14 protein-coding genes and 1 CRISPR repeat array are annotated in these 18,647 nt (G+C 69.1%); of the genes, 9 read left to right on the top strand and 5 right to left on the bottom strand.

The features are described from left to right. The first annotated feature begins 126 nt into the window (after nucleotides 1-126). Nucleotides 127-606: a DUF4124 domain-containing protein gene (locus tag GH681_RS17730; protein WP_153162872.1), complete on the top strand. Its 480-nt coding sequence runs from the start codon at nucleotides 127-129 to the stop codon at nucleotides 604-606. Between the two features lie 12 nt (nucleotides 607-618). Beyond that, nucleotides 619-1,611 carry a PHB depolymerase family esterase gene (locus tag GH681_RS17725; protein ID WP_153162871.1) on the top strand — a complete coding sequence of 331 codons (993 nt, stop codon included), beginning with the start codon at nucleotides 619-621 and terminating at the stop codon, nucleotides 1,609-1,611. 15 nt (nucleotides 1,612-1,626) lie between these two features. Here GH681_RS17725 and GH681_RS17720 read toward each other — a convergent pair whose 3' ends face one another. Beyond that, nucleotides 1,627-2,520 carry a LysR family transcriptional regulator gene (locus tag GH681_RS17720; RefSeq protein WP_153162870.1) on the bottom strand — a complete coding sequence of 298 codons (894 nt, stop codon included), beginning with the start codon at nucleotides 2,518-2,520 and terminating at the stop codon, nucleotides 1,627-1,629. 168 nt (nucleotides 2,521-2,688) lie between these two features. On the opposite strand from GH681_RS17720, the gene GH681_RS17715 reads away from it, so the two are divergent. The 6 genes from GH681_RS17715 (at nucleotide 2,689) to GH681_RS17690 (ending at nucleotide 7,400) form a co-directional block, all read left to right on the top strand. Continuing rightward, complete coding sequence (locus GH681_RS17715) at nucleotides 2,689-4,089, top strand: MFS transporter (RefSeq protein WP_228111964.1); 1,401 nt, start codon at nucleotides 2,689-2,691, stop codon at nucleotides 4,087-4,089. Nucleotides 4,090-4,189: 100 nt separating this feature from the next. Next, nucleotides 4,190-4,456 carry a PepSY domain-containing protein gene (locus tag GH681_RS17710; RefSeq protein ID WP_153162869.1) on the top strand — a complete coding sequence of 89 codons (267 nt, stop codon included), beginning with the start codon at nucleotides 4,190-4,192 and terminating at the stop codon, nucleotides 4,454-4,456. A 22-nt stretch (nucleotides 4,457-4,478) separates the two neighbouring features. Next, nucleotides 4,479-5,018 (top strand): cytochrome b/b6 domain-containing protein, encoded by a 540-nt coding sequence (locus GH681_RS17705; protein ID WP_153162868.1) that lies wholly within the window; start codon nucleotides 4,479-4,481, stop codon nucleotides 5,016-5,018. 41 nt (nucleotides 5,019-5,059) lie between these two features. Beyond that, nucleotides 5,060-5,371 (top strand): PepSY domain-containing protein, encoded by a 312-nt coding sequence (locus GH681_RS17700; protein ID WP_153162867.1) that lies wholly within the window; start codon nucleotides 5,060-5,062, stop codon nucleotides 5,369-5,371. A gap of 3 nt (nucleotides 5,372-5,374) precedes the next feature. Continuing rightward, complete coding sequence (locus GH681_RS17695) at nucleotides 5,375-6,040, top strand: response regulator transcription factor (RefSeq protein ID WP_153162866.1); 666 nt, start codon at nucleotides 5,375-5,377, stop codon at nucleotides 6,038-6,040. Between the two features lie 10 nt (nucleotides 6,041-6,050). Next, nucleotides 6,051-7,400, top strand: a complete 1,350-nt coding sequence (locus tag GH681_RS17690) for a sensor histidine kinase (protein WP_153162865.1) — start codon at nucleotides 6,051-6,053, stop codon at nucleotides 7,398-7,400. A 1-nt stretch (nucleotide 7,401) separates the two neighbouring features. On the opposite strand, the gene GH681_RS17685 is transcribed toward GH681_RS17690, so the two are convergent. From GH681_RS17685 to GH681_RS17670, 4 genes are all read right to left on the bottom strand, one after another. Beyond that, nucleotides 7,402-8,349 carry a transglutaminase family protein gene (locus GH681_RS17685; protein ID WP_153162864.1) on the bottom strand — a complete coding sequence of 316 codons (948 nt, stop codon included), beginning with the start codon at nucleotides 8,347-8,349 and terminating at the stop codon, nucleotides 7,402-7,404. A 10-nt stretch (nucleotides 8,350-8,359) separates the two neighbouring features. Next, complete coding sequence (locus tag GH681_RS17680; RefSeq protein WP_153162863.1) at nucleotides 8,360-10,888, bottom strand: circularly permuted type 2 ATP-grasp protein; 2,529 nt, start codon at nucleotides 10,886-10,888, stop codon at nucleotides 8,360-8,362. Nucleotides 10,889-11,074: 186 nt separating this feature from the next. Next, nucleotides 11,075-14,455 carry a DUF2126 domain-containing protein gene (locus GH681_RS17675; RefSeq protein WP_153162862.1) on the bottom strand — a complete coding sequence of 1,127 codons (3,381 nt, stop codon included), beginning with the start codon at nucleotides 14,453-14,455 and terminating at the stop codon, nucleotides 11,075-11,077. 645 nt (nucleotides 14,456-15,100) lie between these two features. Further along, the gene (locus tag GH681_RS17670) at nucleotides 15,101-16,753 is read right to left on the bottom strand and encodes a fatty acid--CoA ligase (protein ID WP_153162861.1); all 1,653 of its coding nucleotides are present in this window, start codon (nucleotides 16,751-16,753) and stop codon (nucleotides 15,101-15,103) included. Nucleotides 16,754-16,921: 168 nt separating this feature from the next. Here GH681_RS17670 and GH681_RS17665 point away from each other — a divergent pair, with 168 nt between their 5' ends. Continuing rightward, nucleotides 16,922-17,299 carry a hypothetical protein gene (locus GH681_RS17665; RefSeq protein WP_153162860.1) on the top strand — a complete coding sequence of 126 codons (378 nt, stop codon included), beginning with the start codon at nucleotides 16,922-16,924 and terminating at the stop codon, nucleotides 17,297-17,299. A gap of 104 nt (nucleotides 17,300-17,403) precedes the next feature. Beyond that, a CRISPR array of direct repeats spans nucleotides 17,404-18,525; the repeat unit is 37 nt; unit sequence GTTTCAACCCACGTCCGTCATTGCTGACGGACGAAGC. Nucleotides 18,526-18,647: the final 122 nt, after the last annotated feature.

The following is an 18,647-nucleotide window of genomic DNA, read 5'->3' as shown; positions in this document are numbered from 1 at the left end:
GCGGATTTGCTCCGGAAAAATTGGCATGACGTATGACGTGTGCGAGAATTCGGCGCCGCGCCCTCTCCGCCGACGAGCATCAGCCGTCATCGCCAACGCCCCCCAACCTTGCCCTGCCTGTCGCCCATGCCATTCCGTCCCCTCCAGACGCTCATCCTGCTTGCTGGCCCGTTGCTTTGCACCAGCCTCGCCGTCGCCCAGTCCCTGCCTTCGCCAGCCCGTCATGTCTTCAAGTGCGACGAGGGCGGCCGGGTTGTGTATTCCGATGTGCCCTGCATGGGGGCGAAGAAGGTCGACGTGGAGCCGACCCGTGGGGTCAGCAAGCTGTCGGGCAAGGAGCGGGTTGGCGAGGACGTTCGTCGCGAGGTCTTCAAGGAGCAGATCGCCGAGGCAGTACGGCCCCTCAGCGGGATGAATCCCCGGCAGTACGATGCCTTTGGCCGGCGGATGAAGCTTTCGCCGGAGGCCCAGCGGGAATGTCGCCAGCTCGACAGCCAGCTGCCGGCGCTGGAGCAGAGCGAGCGGCAGGCTGCGGGGGCCGATCTGGCGGAGGTGCAGCGGCGCCTGTTCGGGCTGCGTAGCCGGTATCGCGATCTGGGGTGCTGATTGGGGGGTGAAATGAGACGTCGCTGGCGGTGGCTTCTACTGATTGTCGTGTTTGGCTGGGTGTCGGGCGCGTCGGCCCAGGACGCCGAGCGGCCAGGCCTGCGTGAACGCATCCGCGAACGCCTCGAGCAGCGCCGGGCCGAGCCCGCCGAACCCCTCGCCCATACGCTGGCCCACGATGGGCTGCAGCGCCAATACCTGATGTACATCCCGCCCGGCCTCGACCCGCGCGGGCCGGTGCCGCTGGTGCTGGCCTTCCATGGCGGCGGCGGAAACGCCGGGCTGATGGCCGACGACGCCCGTTACGGGTGGGTAGGCAAGGCCCGGCGGGAGGGCTTCGTGGTGGTGTTTCCGAATGGCTTCAGCCGGCTGCCCGGCGGCAACTTCGCCACCTGGAACGCCGGCGCCTGCTGCGGCGACGCGCGGGACCGCAAGGTCGACGACGTGGGCTTTGCCCGCGCGGTGGTGGCCGACGTGCGCCGGCGGGTGGCCATCGACCCGGCGCGCATCTTCGCCACCGGCATGTCCAACGGCGGCATGCTGAGCCATCGGCTGGCCTGCGACGCGGCCGACCTGTTCCGGGCCGTGGCCTCGGTGGCCGGCACCGACGCCACCCTGCAATGCAGCCCGTCGCGCCCGATATCGGTGCTGCACATCCACGCCCGCGACGACGATCACGTGCTCTTTGGTGGTGGCGCCGGTCAGGGCGCCTTCCGCGACGCCAGCAAGGTGACCGATTTCGTCTCGGTGCCCGAGACCATCGCCCGCTGGGTGAAGCGCGACCAGTGCGCGCCGGCCGTGCAGCGCACCTTCGATGCCCCCGGCGCCCACTGCGAGGCCCACCCGGGCTGTCGCGACGGGGTGAGCGTGCAGCTGTGCGTCACCGAAACCGGTGGCCATAGCTGGCCCGGGGCCGACACCGTGCGCCGGGGCAAGGCGCCGGCATCCCAGGCACTGGACGCGACGGACGTGATCTGGCGCTTCTTCCGGGATTCCGCCCGCTGATCTGCGGCGGGCGCTTCAGCCTGCCCCGCACACCCCTCGCACCACCCCGCGCAGCCAGCGGTGCGCCGGGTCGCCGTCGAGCCGGGGGTGCCACAGCATCGACACGGTGATCTCCGGCACGGGCACCGGCAGCGCAAAGCTGAACAGGCCCGCACGGAGCAGGCCGGTGTGGCGCTCGGGCACGCTGGCGATCAGGTCGGTGCTGCGCACGAGCGCCAGCGCGGTGGAAAAGCCGCCCACGGTGGTGGCCACCTGACGTTCCAGCCCGACGGCCTTCAGCGCCTCGTCCACCGGCCCCCGCTCCACCCCCTGGCGCGCCACCAGCACGTGGCGGCCGGCGGCGTAACGGGCCGGGGTGACCTCGCCCGTGCACAGCGGGTGCCCCTCGCGCACCACGCCGATGAAGCGGTCGCGGAACAGCGCCTGCACCCGCAGCTCCGGCGCGGTGGCCCTGCCGATCACGCCGGTCTCCAGATCGACCAGGCCTTCGCGCAGCGGCGCGCTGTCCTTGTCGGGCTTGGGCAGGAAGCGCAGGCGCACGCCCGGCGCCTCGGCCCCGACGCGGGCGATGAGCGCGGCCCCGAAGTTCTCCACGAAACCCTCGCTGGTACGCAGCACGAAGCTGCGCGCGAGCCGCGCCGGATCGAGGGCCTCGACCGGGCGCAGCACGGCCCGGGCGTCCTGCACCAGCCGGCTCACCTGATCGCGCAGCTCGATGGCCCGCGGGGTGGGCACGAGGCCGCGGCCGGCGCGCACCAGCAGCGGGTCGCCGGTGGTTTCGCGCAGGCGCGCCAGGGCCCGGCTCATGGCCGACGGGCTCAGGCGCAGCCGCCGGGCGGCGCCGGCCACGCTGCCCTCGGCGAGCAGCACATCGAGGGTGATGAGGAGGTTCAGGTCGGGGGTGCTCATGGTTTCACCTTAGCACCGTCGCGCCCATCAAACATGGCGTTTCATGCACGGATGAAGTGCAGATGTGGCGTCTTCCGCCACGCCTTGCTGCCCACTACGCTTGGAGCAAGCAGTCGGGCAGGTCGCCCGGAAGGAGCGGACATGAAGACGGATCGGTTGGAGATGAGGATGGACGGCACCGGAGCGGTCGCGGCGGCGTCCGGGCGGGGCGCGCTGGCGGGGCTGGCCCTGTCGATGCTGCTGGCCTCGCTGGGCACCAGCGCCGCCAACGTGGCCCTGCCGGATCTGGCGGTGGCCTTCGGGGCGACTTTTCAGGCGGTGCAGTGGGTGGTGCTGGCCTACCTGCTCGCCATCACCACGCTGATCGTCAGCGTCGGGCGGCTGGGGGATCTCACCGGCCGGCGGCGCCTGCTGCTGGCCGGGCTGGCGCTGTTCTCCGTTGCTTCGGCGCTGGGCGGCGCGGCGCCCACGCTGGCGCTGCTGCTGGCGGCCCGGGCACTGCAGGGGCTGGGGGCGGCGGTGATGATGGCGCTCACCCTGGCCTTCGTCGCCGATGTGGTGCCCCGGGAGCGCACCGGCCGCGCGATGGGCCTGCTGGGCACGATGTCGGCGGTGGGCACGGCCCTCGGGCCGTCGCTGGGCGGCCTGCTCATCGCCGGGCTGGGCTGGCGGGCGATCTTCTTCGTCAACCTGCCCTTCGGGCTGGCGGCGCTGTACCTGGCCCGCCGCCACCTGCCGCAGGACGTGCGGCGTGCAGACGTGCCCCGGCCCGCCTTCGACATCCCCGGCACGCTGCTGCTGGCAGGCAGCCTCGGCGCCTACGCGCTGGCGATGACCCTCGGCCGCGGCCACTTCGGCGGGCTCAACCTGGCCTTGCTGGTGGCTGCGGCGGCCGGGGTGGCGCTGTTCGTGGCGGTGGAGCGGCGCGCGGCCTCGCCCCTCGTGGCGCTGGCGATGTTCCGCGACCGGTTGCTCGCGGCCAGCCTCGGCACCAGCCTGCTGGTGTCGGCGGTGGTGATGGCGACGCTGGTGGTCGGGCCGTTCTACCTGGCCGGTGCGCTGGGGTTGGACGCGGCGCAGGTGGGCCTGGTGGTGTCGGTGGGGCCGGTGGTCGCGGCGCTGGGCGGGATGCCGGCCGGGCGCCTCGCCGACCGCTTTGGCGCGCGGCCCGCCAGCATCGCCGGGCTGACGGGGATGACCGTGGGCGCCGTGCTGCTGGCGGCACTGCCGGCTGCCTCGGGCGTGGCCGGCTACGTGGTGCCCATCGCGATCCTCACCGCCAGCTACGCGCTCTTCCAGACCGCCAACAACACCGCAGCGATGACGGCCGTGGGGGCGGAGCGGCGGGGCGCGATGTCGGGGATGCTCAACCTGTCGCGCAATCTGGGGCTGGTGACGGGGGCGTCGGTGATGGGCGCGGTGTTCGCGGCGGCGGTGGGCGTTGCCGACATCGCTGGCGCCACGCCGGAGGCGGTCGCCGCCGGAATGCAGCGCACCTTCGGCGTCGCCACCGGGCTGGTACTGGTGGCCGTGGCGGTCGCGGCCCGGGCGCGAGGCGGGCGGGCCTGATCCGCGCGGGCTGGCTTTCAGCTTGGCTTCAGGAAGCGGCGGCGAGAATGCGCCACGCGTTGCGATTCGCCGCGCCCCTCAGACCCTGGAGAACCCCGACATGAAACTGCTGCCCGCCGCCCTGGCTACCCTCCTGACCGCCTTCGCCGCCACCACTGCCATCGCCGGCCCCACCTGCACCGCCCCCCAGGAAAAGTGGATGAAGGTGCCGGATTTCAAAGCCCGGCTCGAAGCCGAGGGCTACCAGATCAAGACCTTCAAGATCACCCCGGGCAACTGCTACGAGATCTACGGCTTCGACAAGGCCGGCAAGAAGGTCGAGATCTACTTCGACCCCCAGACCGCCGCCGTGCTGCTGGCCAAGTAAGCCAAACCGCGAGCGCGACACCATGAATGCACCGACCCCCAGCCAGCCCGTCCGCGTGTGGGACCCGTTTGTCCGCGTCTTTCACTGGAGCCTCGTGGCCTGCGTGCTCCTCAACTTCGTCGTCGAGGAGGGCGAAGCCCTGCATCAGGCGCTGGGTTACGCCGCCAGCGCGCTGGTGGGCGCGCGCATCATATGGGGCTTCGTGGGCACCCGGCATGCGCGCTTCGCGGATTTCTTCCCGACCCCGACCCGCCTGCGCCGGCACTTTGCCAGCCTGCTCGCCGGCCGGCGGGAGCACCACGTGGGCCACAACCCGGCCGGCGCGCTGATGATGCTGGCGCTGATGGCCTTCGTGCTGCTGCTGGGCCTCACCGGCTATCTGCAGACGACCGACATGTTCTGGGGCGACGAATGGCTGGAGGAAGTGCACGAGGCGCTCGCCTCCACGCTCCTCGGCCTTGCCGGCCTGCACGCCGCCGCCGCCATCATCATGGGCCGGCTGGAGCGCACCAACCTGATTGGTGCCATGATTACCGGCGTCAAGCTGCGCAGGGATCGCTGACGCGCCCGCCGCCCAACTCGCCCCCTGCAAGGAGCCCCGCCATGAAATTCCTGTCCCTCATCCTCGCGGCCGTCGTGACGGCCGGTGCATCCCTCGCCCTCACCGCCCAGGCCGGCGACCGCGCGCGGGCCGACGATGTCCGCCAGCTGCGCGAGAGCGGCAAGATCCTGTCCGCCGAGGACATCATCGCCCGTGCCCGCAAGATCCAGCCCGGCCAGCTCGTCGGGCTCGAACTGGAGCGCGAGGCCGGCCGGATGGTCTATGAGATCAAGCTCATCGACACCGCCAACAAGCTCCACAAGCTCGAACTCGACGCCGCCTCCGGCGAGTTGCTGAGCCACCGGGAGAAGTGATCGATGCGGCTGCTGATCGTTGAGGACGAGGCCAGCCTCGGCCACAGCCTCGTCACCCGCTTCATCGGCCTGGGCTACGCGGTGGATCTGGCCACCAACGGCATCGATGGGGCCCACTTGGGCGCCACCGAGCCCTACGACGCGGTGATCCTCGACCTGGGCCTGCCCGACAAGCCCGGGCTCGCGGTGCTGCGGGAATGGCGTGCCGCCGGTAACCGGGTGCCGGTGCTCATTCTCACCGCCCGTGACGGCTGGGCCGAGCGGGTCGAGGGGCTGCAGGCCGGCGCCGACGACTACCTGGGCAAGCCCTTCCACGTTGAAGAGCTGGCCGCCCGCATCCAGGCCCTGCTGCGTCGCGCCGCCCCGGTGCAGGACACCCGGCTCCAGGTGGGCACGTGGCAACTCGACGAGGGGCGCCAGTGCCTGGTGGACGGCGACGGGCGGCCGACGACGCTCACCGCCACCGAGTTCCGGCTGCTGCGCTACTTCATGCGTCACCCGGACGTGGTGCTCTCCAAGACCCACCTCGCCGAGCACGTGTACGACTACGACGGCGAACGCGACAGCAACGTGATCGAGGTTTACGTGTGCCGCCTGCGCTCGCTGCTGGGTAACGCCCGCATCGAGACCCGGCGCGGCCAGGGTTACCTCTTCCGCAGCCAGCCGTGAGGGCCGACCGATGAGCTCCCTGCGCCGCCGGCTGTCCCTCACCCTCGCCCTGGTGCTGATCGCCGCCGGGGCGCTGCTGGCCGTCGGGTTGCAGGATTTTCCGCGGCGGCTGGTGGAAGACTACGTGGCCGGCCGCCTCGGTCACGACGCCGATCTGCTCTACGTGCGGCTGGCGGATGCCGTGGCGGTGGCTGATCCGGGCGCCGGCGATATCGACCCGGCCCGCCTGGGCAGCGCGGGGCCGGTGTATGAGCTGCCCCTGTCCGGGCATTACTTCCTGATCGAGCGGGGCGGGCAGCGCATCCGCTCGCGCTCCATGTGGGACACCGACATCCCCCTGGCAGCCGCTGCCACGGGGGGCAGGCTGGACGGCCCCGCCGGGCAGTCGCTGCTGGTGGTGGCCAAGCGCTTCCAGGGCGTGGGCAACACGGCGCCGGTGGTCGTCACCGTGGCCGAGGATCTGGCCGGGCTGGACGCCGCCATCGCCGATTTCCGCCTCAAGACGCTCGCCGTGCTGGCGCTGGCGCTGAGCCTGCTGCTGATCCTCCAGCGCCGGCTGCTGCTGAAGGGGTTGGCGCCCCTCGACTCGGCCGTCGAGGCCTGCCGGCGGCTGGAGCGCGGAGAGCCGGCCGATCTGGACGCCACCGCTCCGTCCGAGGTGCAGCCCATGCTCGACGCGGTGGGCCGGCTGGCCCGCCATCACGCCCAGCGCCTCGGGCGCATCCGTCACGCGGTGGGCAACCTCTCCCATGCCCTCAAGACGCCCCTCGCGGTGCTCGCCCAGCAGGCAGACGGGATCGAGGCCCAGGGCGACACCGCGCTGGCAGCAACGATGCGCGGGCAGGTCGACGCCATGGGCCGCACCATCGAGCGGGAGCTGCGCCGGGCGCGGCTGGCGGGCGGCGGCTCGGTGGGGGCAACCTTCGACGCCCGCGCCCAGCTGCAGCTGTTGGCCGATGTGCTCCAGCGCCTGCACGGCGAGGGGCGCATCGGGGTAGAGATCGACGCGCCGGAGCAGGGCTTTCCGGCGGATCGGGAGGACATGCTGGAACTCTTCGGCAATCTGCTCGACAACGCCTTCAAGTGGGCCCGTTCGCGGGTGCGGGTAGTGGTGGCGCCGGATGCGTCGGGCCGCGTGCTGGCCTTCAGCGTCGAGGACGACGGCCCCGGCGTGCCGGGCGAGGTGCTGGAGCGGCTGGGCGCTGCCGGCCTGCGCACCGACGAAGCGCGGCCCGGTCACGGGCTCGGGCTGGCGATCGTCAGCGACATCGTCGCCCAGTACGGGGGGGCGATCGGGTTCGGCAACGGAGCAGCGCTGGGCGGGCTGCGGGTGGATGTCCGCCTGCCGCTGACGGACTGAGCTACTTCTTCTCGGCGGCCGCGCTGGCGGCGGTCTGGCGGGCCTGCCATTCGGCTTCGGGCATCACCGTGACGCGCACTTCCGGGGCCTGGGCGAGGCCGCCGAGGATCACCCCGCGGAGCGGCGAGACATCCTGGAAATCGCGCCCCCAGCCGAGGGTGACGTGGCGCAGATCGGGCTGGATGCCGTTGGTGGGGTCGTACTCGACCCAGTCGTTCTCGGGGCACCACACCGACACCCACGCGTGGGAGGCGTCGGCGCCGATCAGGCGAGGCTTGCCCGGCGGCGGGTCGGTGAGCAGGTAGCCCGACATGTAGCGCGCCGGCAGGCCGATGGAGCGCAGCGCGGCGATCATCAGGTGGGCGAAATCCTGGCACACGCCGCGCTTGCGGGTGAGCACCTCGTGCACCGGGGTGCCCACCTCGGTGGCCTCGGCGTCGAAGGTGAAGGTGTCGTAGATCAGGTCCATCAGCGCCTGGGCACCCACCAGCAGCGGCACCTCGGGCTTGAAGGCCTGGCGGGCGAAGGCGGCGAGGGTGGCGTCGCAGGGCGCCCGGGGCGAGGCATAGAGGTAGCGCTGGGCGTCGAGGACGTTGGCGTCGCAGGGCTCGGGCCGGTAGCGGAAACGCTCGCGCACCGCTTCCCAGGGGGGAGAGTCGGCGGGCTTGGGCAGACTGCGGCCGATCACCGCGACGTGGCTCTCGGCGCGCACCAGCAGGCCGTCGTGGGGGGTGTCGAGGGACAGCCAGGCCACCGGGTTGCCGAACACGTCTTCGCCTTCGATGAGACGCGACAGATCCGGGTCGATGGTGATCTTGCCCGACGCGCGGGTCTGCCAGGGCAGGTCGCGGGGGATCAGGTGCAGCAGGTGCTGGGCGAGGGAAACCGGTACGCCGCAGGGCGGGTATTCGGTCTCGTGGATGACGATGTAGTCGATGCTTCGGGTCATGGCTTCGTCATCATGCCGCGAAAGTCGCCTGCGTGGAGCGCCCGGTGTGGGTGAAAAAGCGCATCGCGAGCTGGTCGGAGAGGCTGCGGCTGACCACCGCGAGCTGGTCGAGCTCGGTGGCGAGGGCCAGGCAGGCGGCCTTGCGCGCGTCGTCGTCGCGGTCGTCCTCCAGCTCGTCCCACGGGAAGGCGCGCAGGCGGTCGAAGGCTTCCTTCAGCGCTGCGAGGCCGAACGGGGCTTCGAGGTTGTCGACCCGGTTGAGGTAATTGGACAACATCCGGATCTGGAAGGCCAGCGCGTGCGGGTTCGCGTGGTCCATGCACAGCAGGTGCAGGGTTGGCAGCAGGGCCGGCTGGGCGCGGTAGCGGGTGCGGTAGGTGATGATGGAGTCGCACAGCTCCAGCAGCGCCTCGATGGCCAGCTCCCGGTGCAGGGCGGCGGCGGTTTCGGTGTGGGCGCGCAGGAAGGTGGCCAGTCGCGAGGCGAGGTTGTCGAGGCGTTCGATGCGTCGCCCGACGATGTGCAGGCGCCAGCCCATGTCGCGGGTCATGTTGTCCATCGCAAAGCCCGACAGGGATACGAAGGTGGTCAGGGCTTCGTCGAGGAAATCGAGCAGGGCGGGCACGTCCGAGACGCGCTTGCGACAGGTTTCGATCTCGGCCGAGAGGCGCTTGAGGGCGTGCCAGTGGTCGAGGGACAGGTGCTCGCGGGCCTGCCCGGCGCACCAGGTGAGGCGCTGCAGGTTGGCGGCGAGGCCGTGTTCGGCGTGGCGGTCGAGCACCGCGCGGAAGAGGTCGAGTTCGGCCTTGGCGACGGGGGCGTCGATGACCTCGGGTTCGATCAGCTGGGCGCCGGCGGCGAGCTCCAGCAGCGCGGTGAGGGCGCCGGCGCGCTGGGCCTGGCGGCCTTCCGAGAGCCGCGCCAGGGCCAGCCGGGCGAGGCGGGCGATGGCGTCGCAGCGCTCGGAGTAGCGGCCGAACCAGAACAGGTTTTCGGCCAGCCGTGATGACAGCGTGCCGGTTTCCTTGATGAGGTCATCCACCCGGATGGTGCTGCTGTGGAGCAGGCTGAAGCCCGACACCGGGCCGTCGGCGCGCACCCAGGTGTCCTTGCTGCTGCCGCCCTTCTGGAGGGTGAGGATGCGGGTGTTCTCGACGCCGGCCACCCGGGCCAGACCGCCGGGCAGCACCGTGTAGCCCTCGGGGGTGAGCGCGGCGTACACCCGCAGGCCCATTGCCCGGGAGCGCAGCTTGCGCCGCTGGCCGTCGATCCACACCGGCGCGCGGGAAAGCTTGACGAGTTCCTGGGCGACGAAGGCGGAAGGGTCGGCTTCGATGCGGGCAGCCACGGCGGCGAGCTGTTCCTCGCCCAGGCGGTCGCCGAAGATGACTTCGTTGGACGCGCCCGGAAAGGTGGGCTTGAGCACCAGCTTGCGCAGGTTTTCGATCACATCCTTGCGGGCCGGGGCCTCGCCGCACCACCAGGTGGCGACGGAGGGCATGGCCAGTTCCTCGCCCAGCAGGTGGCGGCAGATCGCGGGCAGGAAGCCGGGCAGGGCGGCGGATTCGAGCAGGCCGGAGCCCAACGCGTTGGCCACCAGCACGCGGCCGGCGCGCACCGCGCCGAGAAGACCGGGCACGCCCAGGGCCGAGTCGGCGCGCAGCTCGACGGGGTCGCAGAAGTCGTCGTCCAGGCGGCGCAGGATGGCGTGCACCCGCTCCAGGCCGGAGACGGTTTTCAGGTAAACGGTGTCGTTGCGCACCGTGAGATCCTGGCCCTCGACGAGGGGGAAGCCCAGATAGCGGGCCAGGTAGACGTGTTCGAAATAGGTCTCGTTGAACGGCCCCGGGGTGAGCAGCACCGTGAGGGGCGGCTCGCCGTCGGTGGGGGCCTGGCTGGCGAGGGTGCTCTGCAGGCTGCGGAAGAAGCGCGCGAGGGTCTGCACCTGCATGTCGCGGAACAGGTCGGGGAACGCGCGGGACACCAGCAGGCGGTTTTCCAGTGCGTAGCCGGTGCCGGACGGCGCCTGGGTGCGATCGGCGATCACCCACCAGCGTCCGTCGGGGGAGCGGGCCAGATCGGCGGCGTAAAGGTGCAGGAAGTTGCCGCCGGCCGGCTTGATGCCCTGGCACGGCCACAGAAAACGCTTCTGGCCAAACACCAGCTCGGGGGGCAGCAGGCCCTCGGCGAGGGTGGTCTGGGGGCCGTAGAGATCACCCAGCAGTGTGTTGAGCAGGCGTGCGCGCTGCTCGATGGCGGCGGCGATCCCGCGCCATTCGTCGGCTTCGAGGATCAGCGGCAGGAGGTCGAGGGACCACGGGCGGCTCATGCCGCGTGGGTCTGCGTATACGTTATAGGTGACGCCGTTCTGCTGGATGCCGCGCTCCAGCTGGGCCGCGCGGGACTTCAGCACATCGCTGCCGGATTCGTCCAGGTGATCGATGAACTGTTGCCAGCGGGGGCGAACACCATCCTCGCCGCACAACTCGTCGTAGACGTCGGGGCGATACGGGTAATGGGCGAGGAGTGGACTTGTCATGCGGTCGCGGCAGGTGTCTGGTAGGGCGGAGTGGAGCCGGGCCGAGCCTCCACGCGGGAGGTCGGCCCCTCTCCGCGAACCCCATAGGCTACTGACGTTGCGTGGGGGGCGTAAAGGATGAAGTGCACGGTGAGGATATCACCGGGCACTTCACGGGGGGCTTTACGGCCGGATTGCCCTGCCGGGCTAGCGGCGCAGATCGAGGGTGAAGGGGAACTCCTTCTCCACCGGCGAAACCTTCACCTTCGGCTCGCCCGCGGTGTGACCCATCCGGAAGAAGCGCGCCAGGCGACGGCTCTCGGCCTCGAAGGCGTTGATGGGGAAGGTTTCGAAGCTGCGGCCGCCCGGATGCGCCACGTGGTACTGGCAGCCACCCAGGGAACGTTCGCTCCAGGTATCCACCAGATCGAAGGTGAGCGGCGCGTGGGGCGGGATGGTCGGGTGCAGGCACGACGGCGGCTGCCAGGCCCGGTAGCGCACGCCGGCCACGTACTCGCCGACGGTGCCGGTGGGCTGCAGGGGCACCGTGCGGCCATTGACGGCCAACTGGAAGCGGTCGTCGGACATGCCGGTCACCTTCACCTGCAGGCGCTCGACGGACGAATCCACGAAGCGCACTGTGCCACCGATGGCGCCTTCCTCACCCATCACGTGCCAGGGTTCGAGGGCGTTGCGCAGCTCCACCTCGATGCCGCGCACCGCAAAGTCGCCGATCTTCGGGAAGCGGAACTCCAGGTGCGGGGCGAACCATTCCTTCTTGAAGCCGAGGCCGTGGGCCTGCATGTCCTCGATCACGTCGGTGAAGTCCTGCTCGACGAAGTGCGGCAGCAGGAAGCGGTCGTGCAGCTCGGTGCCCCAGCGCACCAGGCGTTCCGGCGCGTAGGGGGTTTCCCAGAAGCGGGCCAGCAGGCCACGCAGCAGGAGCTGCTGGGCCAGCGACATGCGCGCGTGGGGCGGCATCTCGAAAGCGCGCATCTCGACGAGGCCCAGTCGCCCGGTGGGGCCGTCGGGCGAGTACAGCTTGTCGATGCAGAACTCCGAGCGGTGGGTGTTGCCGGTGACGTCGATCAGCAGGTTGCGCAGCAGCCGGTCGATGAGCCAGGGCGGCACGTTCTCGCCCTGCTTGGGGAACTGGCGGAAGGCCGTCTCGATTTCATACACCGAGTCGTTGCGGGCCTCGTCGATCCGCGGCGCCTGGCTGGTCGGGCCGATGAACAGGCCCGAGAACAGGTAGGACAGGCTCGGGTGGTTGTGCCAGTAGGAGATCAGGCTGCGCAGCACGTCCGGCCGGCGCAGGAAGGGCGAATCCGACGGCGTGGCGCCGCCCAGCACGAAGTGGTTGCCACCGCCGGTGCCGGTGTGGCGGCCATCCACCATGAACTTCTCGGTGGTGAGGCGCGAGTAGTGGGCCGCTTCGTAGAGGTGGGTGGTGCGGTCCACCAGCTCTTCCCAGTTGCTGGCCGGGTGGATGTTCACCTCGATCACGCCGGGGTCCGGGGTGATGCGGAAGTGGGTGAGGCGCGGGTCCTGCGGCGGCTCGTAGCCTTCCAGCACCACCGGCATGCCCAGGTCGGCCGCGGTGGCTTCGATGGCGGTCACCAGCTCCAGGTACTTCTCGAGGCTGGACAGCGGCGGCATGAAGATGTGCATCGTGCCGTTGCGCGGTTCGGCGCACATGGCGGTGCGCACGATCCAGTCGGCCGACTGGAAGGGCTTGGGCTGGCGGTCGGTGGGGCTCAGCTTCTCGGCGGCGCGGGCAGCCTTGAGGGCTTCGGCGGCGCGGGCCGCGGCGGACGTGCCAAAGCCGGTCTCGTCGTCGGTCAGGGCGTTGAGTACGGCGGTCTGGCCGCCGGGCAGCTGGCGACGGATCGCCGAGTGCGAGGGCAGCGGCGGGAAGGTCTGGTGGCTGTCCACCGGGTTCACGTAGGGGTAGTCGCCCTTCGCGGCCCACGGCTGGGAATCCAGCGGCAGGCGGTAGCCCACCGGCGAATCGCCGGGGATCAGGTAGCAGCGCTCGTCGCGCAGGAACCACGGCCCGGTCTGCCACGCGCCGGTGTAGGCGTTGAGGGAGATCGGCAGCACGTAGCCCACCGGGTTGGGCAGGCCGTGCTCATACACGCGGCGGATGCGGTCGCGCTCCAGCGGGTCGTCCAGACGCGCGTCGAACGGATCGACGTTGCCCGGCAGGCGGCGCTCGCGCCACAGGTAGTAGAAGGCGTCCTCATAGGCAGGGAAGACCCGGCGCTGGTCCACGGCGAGGCGCTGCGCCACGCCGGCGAGGAAGGTGTGGGCCTTGTCGACCTTGACGTTGCCGGGTGTGGCCGAATCGCCGATGAGGTCGGAGCGCGTCCAGATGGGCTCGCCGTCCTTGCGCCAGAAGCAGGTGAGCGACCAGCGGGGCAGCTGCTCGCCCGGATACCACTTGCCCTGGCCGAAGTGGGCCAGGCCCTGGGGCGCGTACTTGTCGCGCAGGCGGTGGTAGAGATCCTCGGCGCGGATGCGCTTGTTGGGGCCCATCGCCTCGGTGTTCCACTCGGCGCCGTCCGGGTCGTCGATGGACACGAAGGTCGGCTCGCCGCCCATGGTGAGGCGCATGTCGTTGGCTTCCAGGTCCACGTCGATGAGGTGGCCCAGGGCTTCGATCTCGGCCCACTGTTCTTCGGTGTAGGGCTTGGTGACCCGCGGCGCTTCCTTCACGCGGGTGACGGCCATGCGGTGCTCGAACTCGCACTCGCACTCGTCGATCAGGCCGGAGATCGGCGCAGCGGACGACGGGTCGGGCGAGGCGGCCAGCGGAATGTGGCCTTCACCGGCGAAGAGGCCGGAGGTCGGGTCGAGGCCCACCCAGCCGGCGCCGGGCAGGTAGACCTCGGTCCAGGCGTGCAGGTCGGTGAAGTCCACTTCGGTGCCCGAGGGGCCGTCCAGGGCCTTCACGTCGGCCTTCAGCTGGATCAGGTAGCCGGACACGAAGCGCGCGGCGAGGCCCATGTGGCGCAGCAACTGCACCAGCAGCCAGGCGGAATCGCGGCACGAGCCGGTGCGCTTGGTGAGGGTCTCTTCGGGCGTCTGCACGCCCGGCTCCATGCGGATCACGTAGCCGATGTGCTGCTGCAGATCGGCATTCACCTTCACCAGAAAATCCACGCTGCGCATCGTCTCGCGCGGGATGGTGGCGAGGTAGTCGGCAAAGGCGGGGGTGGCCGCTTCCTTCAACAGGAAGGGCGCCAGCTCGTGGGCGAGGGTCTTGTCGTAGGCGAAGGGAAAGTTCTCTGCCTCGGGCTCCAGGAAGAAGTCGAAGGGGTTGATGACCGACATCTCGGCCACCAGATCCACCTCGACGCTGAACTCGGTGACTTTCTCCGGAAACACCAGCCGCGCGAGGTAGTTGGACTGCGGATCCTGCTGCCAGTTGATGAAGTGCGGCTTGGGCAGCACGCGCAGCGAGTAGGACAGGATGCGGGTGCGGCTGTGGGGCGCCGGGCGAAGGCGCACGACCTGCGGGCCGACGTTGATCGGGCGGTCGTACTTGTAGGAAGTCAGGTGATTGAGGGCAACGTGAATGGTCACGGGAGACTCCGTTCTTGGGCTGCGGGTTTCAGGCTTGCGGGGAGATTTAGCAATGTTCATGCCACGGCGTTTATGCGCCCGGCACGACGTTTCGAAGCCAATTCAGGGCCTTGGCGTGCCTTTATCCCCATTTTTCCGTTCCCGGCCACCCAGGTTGCGGTGTTGATGCACCAAATTGGAGAGTATGGATCGCACCATTCCAGTGCGCCGGCGGTGTCAGGCCCCGGATGGGGGCGCGCACCTGCCGATGCAGCACCATCGGGCGTCGCCTGAAATTCCGGCCCGACTCCGCGCCGAATGGCAGCACGGCAAACCGTCGATCACGGTAGATCACAAGCGTTACAGCCAGATGGGACAGCGCTTCGTTTAGCCAGCTCCATGCCCCCACCCCCGACCAACCGCCGCCCTGTAGGTCGGACTTCAGTCCGACAACACGGGTTGATCAGGCAGGGTCTGTCGGACTGAAGTCCGACCTACAACGAGGCAAGCCAGTGCCCGACGCACGACGCCGCTGCCCCACGCCCAACCGCAATCCACCCCACCCCCGACCAACCCCCGCCCTGTAGGTCGGACTTCAGTCCGACATCACGGGTTGATCCGGCACGGTCTGTCGGATTGAAGTCCGACCTACAGTCCGACCTGCGCTTACTCCCGCCCTTGCGCTTCGCGCATTGCCCGTTTGTTGAGCTTGCCCACGCTGGTGCGGGCCAGGGCTTCGACAAACTCCACCTGCAGCAGCACGCCGTAGCGGCTCACGCCGGTCGATTCGATCAGTTTGGCGGCGAAGTTGCGGATCTCGTGGGGCGTGACCTTGCCCACGTGCTCGGGCTTGAGCGTCACCTTGGCCAGCGGGCGTTCGCCCCACTTGGCGTCGGGCACGCCGATCACCGCCACGTCGGCCACCGCCGGGTGCTGGGCCACCACGTCCTCGATCTGCAGGGACGAGGTCCACTCGCCGCCGGTCTTTATGACGTCCTTGATCCGGTCCGTCACCTTGAGCCAGCCGTCGGGAGAGATGTGGCCGATGTCGCCGGTGTGCAGCACGCCGCCCTGCCACAGGGTGGCGGAGGCCTCGGCGTCGTGCAGATAACCCTGGGTGAGCCACGGGCTTCGCACCACCACCTCGCCCACGCTGTGCCCGTCGCGGGGCAGGTCGGCGCCGTCCGGCCCCTGCACGCGGATGTCCACCAGCGGCAGGGGCAGACCGGTGTGGGTGCGCAGCAGCGCCTGGTCGGCCGGGGAGCCGTCCAGCGCCGCTTCCGGCAGAAAGGCCACGGTGAGGATCGGGCAGGTCTCCGACATCCCGTAGCCGGTAAAGGCGTCGATGCCGCGCGCCTGTGCCGCCTCGGCCTGGGCTCGGGACATGGCCGAGCCGCCGATGATGAGCTTCCAGCGGGAGAGGTCGATCACCTTGGACAGCGGATGCACCAGCAGCATGTGCAGGATGGTGGGCACACAGTGGGAGAAGGTCACCCCCTCGTCGCGCACCAGCTTGAGCAGCGTCTCGGGCACGTAGCGGCCCGGATACACCTGCTTGAGCCCCAGCATCGTCGCCACATAGGGCAGGCCCCAGGCGTGCACGTGGAACATCGGCGTGATGGGCATGTACACGTCGTCCCGGTGCAGCCGGCCCTGGCGCGGCGCCCCGCCCAGCCCCGCCGCCACCGACAGGGTGTGCAGCACCAGCTGGCGGTGGCTGAAATACACCCCCTTGGGCAGCCCGGTGGTGCCGGTGGTGTAAAAGGTGGTCGCCTTGGCGTTCTCGTCGAAATCCGGAAAGTCGTAATCGGGCGACGCGGCGGCCAGCAGCGCCTCGTATTCCCCCGCAAAATCCACCGGCGGCGGCCCATCCGCCGGCGCATCCTCGATCAGCACGAAGCGCCGCACCGTGGTGAGCCGCGGCGCAATGGCGGCCAGGATGCCCAGAAACTCCGCATTCACCAGCACCACATCCGCCTGCGCATGGTTGAGGGTGTAGAGGATCTGCTCCGGCGTGAGGCGCACATTTACCGTCTGAAGGATTGCCCCCATCATCGGCACCGCAAAGAAGCACTCCAGATAGCGGTGGCTGTCCCAGTCCATCATCGCCACCGTATCGCCGGCATCCACCCCCAGCCCGGCCAGCGCACTGGCCAGCCGCCCGATGCGCTCCCGCAGCGTGCGGTAGCTGTGCCGCCGCCCGCCCATGTAGGTGATCTCCTGATCCGGCGCAGTGGCCAGCGGCGTGTGCAGAAGCTGCTTGATCAGCAGCGGATAGCCGTACGCGTCCGGCGTACGGTCGACCAGTTTGACCGGCATGGCGATTCTCCCAACGCTGTTATGGTTTTGTGACGGGGAGATTAACAGGGGCGGGGCTGGGTGGGGTGGGGGAGAAGCGGCTGGCCGGTGCCGCCCCCGCTAACCCTGCGCGGGCAACTTCCGTCGCCCACCGACCCCCGGCAGCCGCTCCGCGTCACCCGCCATGCCTTGAGCGACGGATTGCGGTGGCTCACCGACGTCGACCGACCTCTGCCCGATGTCCTGCAATCGCTGCACGACGTCGTGCACCTGCTGCAGGACATCCTGCGATGGTTGCCCGACATCCGGCAGTCATCGACCGACGTCGGGCAAGGATTCTCCGATGTCGGGCAATGGCTACCCGACATCGGGCAAAGGTCGCTCGACGTCGGGGAACGGTGGCTCGACGTCGGGCAAGCGTTGCTCGACATCCGGCAGCCTCAGACCGACGTCGAGCAAGGATTACCCGAGATCGGGCAACGATCGCCTGATGCCCGGCAATGGTTGCCCGATGTCGTGCAGCGGCTGCTCGGCGTCGAGCAATGGGCGCATGACGTCGTGGAATGATTGCCGGAGCGGAGGAGGGGGCCGCGGAGAAACGTGGAAATGACCTGAAAGCCGCGCTGGGTAAGGGTTTCGGGCGGGCTCGCTCCAATCGATCTGTACCACTAGTTTCAACCCACGTCCGTCATTGCTGACGGACGAAGCCTGCGCGCAGGGCGTCGAGCTGCATGGCTTCGACGGGTTTCAACCCACGTCCGTCATTGCTGACGGACGAAGCCACCGACCCGGGCTGCACGGGTTGCGCGGAGCGTGGTGTTTCAACCCACGTCCGTCATTGCTGACGGACGAAGCTGCGGTGGCCCTGGCTGGGTGGCTGGAGTGGCTGGTTTCAACCCACGTCCGTCATTGCTGACGGACGAAGCTTCCCCGATCAGTTCAACGAGATTGCTGACGTTCAGGTTTCAACCCACGTCCGTCATTGCTGACGGACGAAGCCACCGGCGGGCGGGGTGGTAGAGGGGAGGGCTCAGGTTTCAACCCACGTCCGTCATTGCTGACGGACGAAGCATCACAAAATCCAGCGCCTTGCCGCCGGGCACCGGTTTCAACCCACGTCCGTCATTGCTGACGGACGAAGCTTCCGACGTTTCACGAAGCCATGAATTCGCCTCGTTTCAACCCACGTCCGTCATTGCTGACGGACGAAGCCCATCTTAGGTAACCGGGAGTAACCATGTCAGGTGTTTCAACCCACGTCCGTCATTGCTGACGGACGAAGCAAGGAAATCAAGGTCAGCTTCCCGGCTGAGCTCGGTTTCAACCCACGTCCGTCATTGCTGACGGACGAAGCCTTATTTTTTTCGGACAATAGCTTTCTAGTTAATTCTGTTTCAACCCACGTCCGTCATTGCTGACGGACGAAGCCTTCGTCAGATCGACATAAGCACCCAAGCCCGAGCGGTTTCAACCCACGTCCGTCATTGCTGACGGACGAAGCTCAGTCGCCGGAGCGTAAATATCCACCATCCACGGGTTTCAACCCACGTCCGTCATTGCTGACGGACGAAGCAAGTACACGACTTACGCCGGGGCGTACGCCGACGTGTTTCAACCCACGTCCGTCATTGCTGACGGACGAAGCGCGGCGCAGATCGCGGCCCGCAACGGTAAGCAGCTTGTTTCAACCCACGTCCGTCATTGCTGACGGACGAAGCAGTCGAATTCGGGAGCGCAACCGGGAGCGCGATTACGCGTTTCAACCCACGTCCGTCATTGCTGACGGACGCAATGCTCCCAACTTAACGCCAACCCCCTTGTGAACCCGCGCCACTCTCGGTAAAATTCATACCGTTAAGTCATTGATAAATAGACAGTATGAACTCAAACACTCGATCCCCAATCGCTGCTGGAT

It is taken from the genome of Zoogloea sp. 1C4, assembly GCF_009469605.1.
Classification (GTDB): domain Bacteria; phylum Pseudomonadota; class Gammaproteobacteria; order Burkholderiales; family Rhodocyclaceae; genus Zoogloea; species Zoogloea oryzae.
This window is presented reverse-complemented; position numbering and strand designations above follow the sequence as displayed.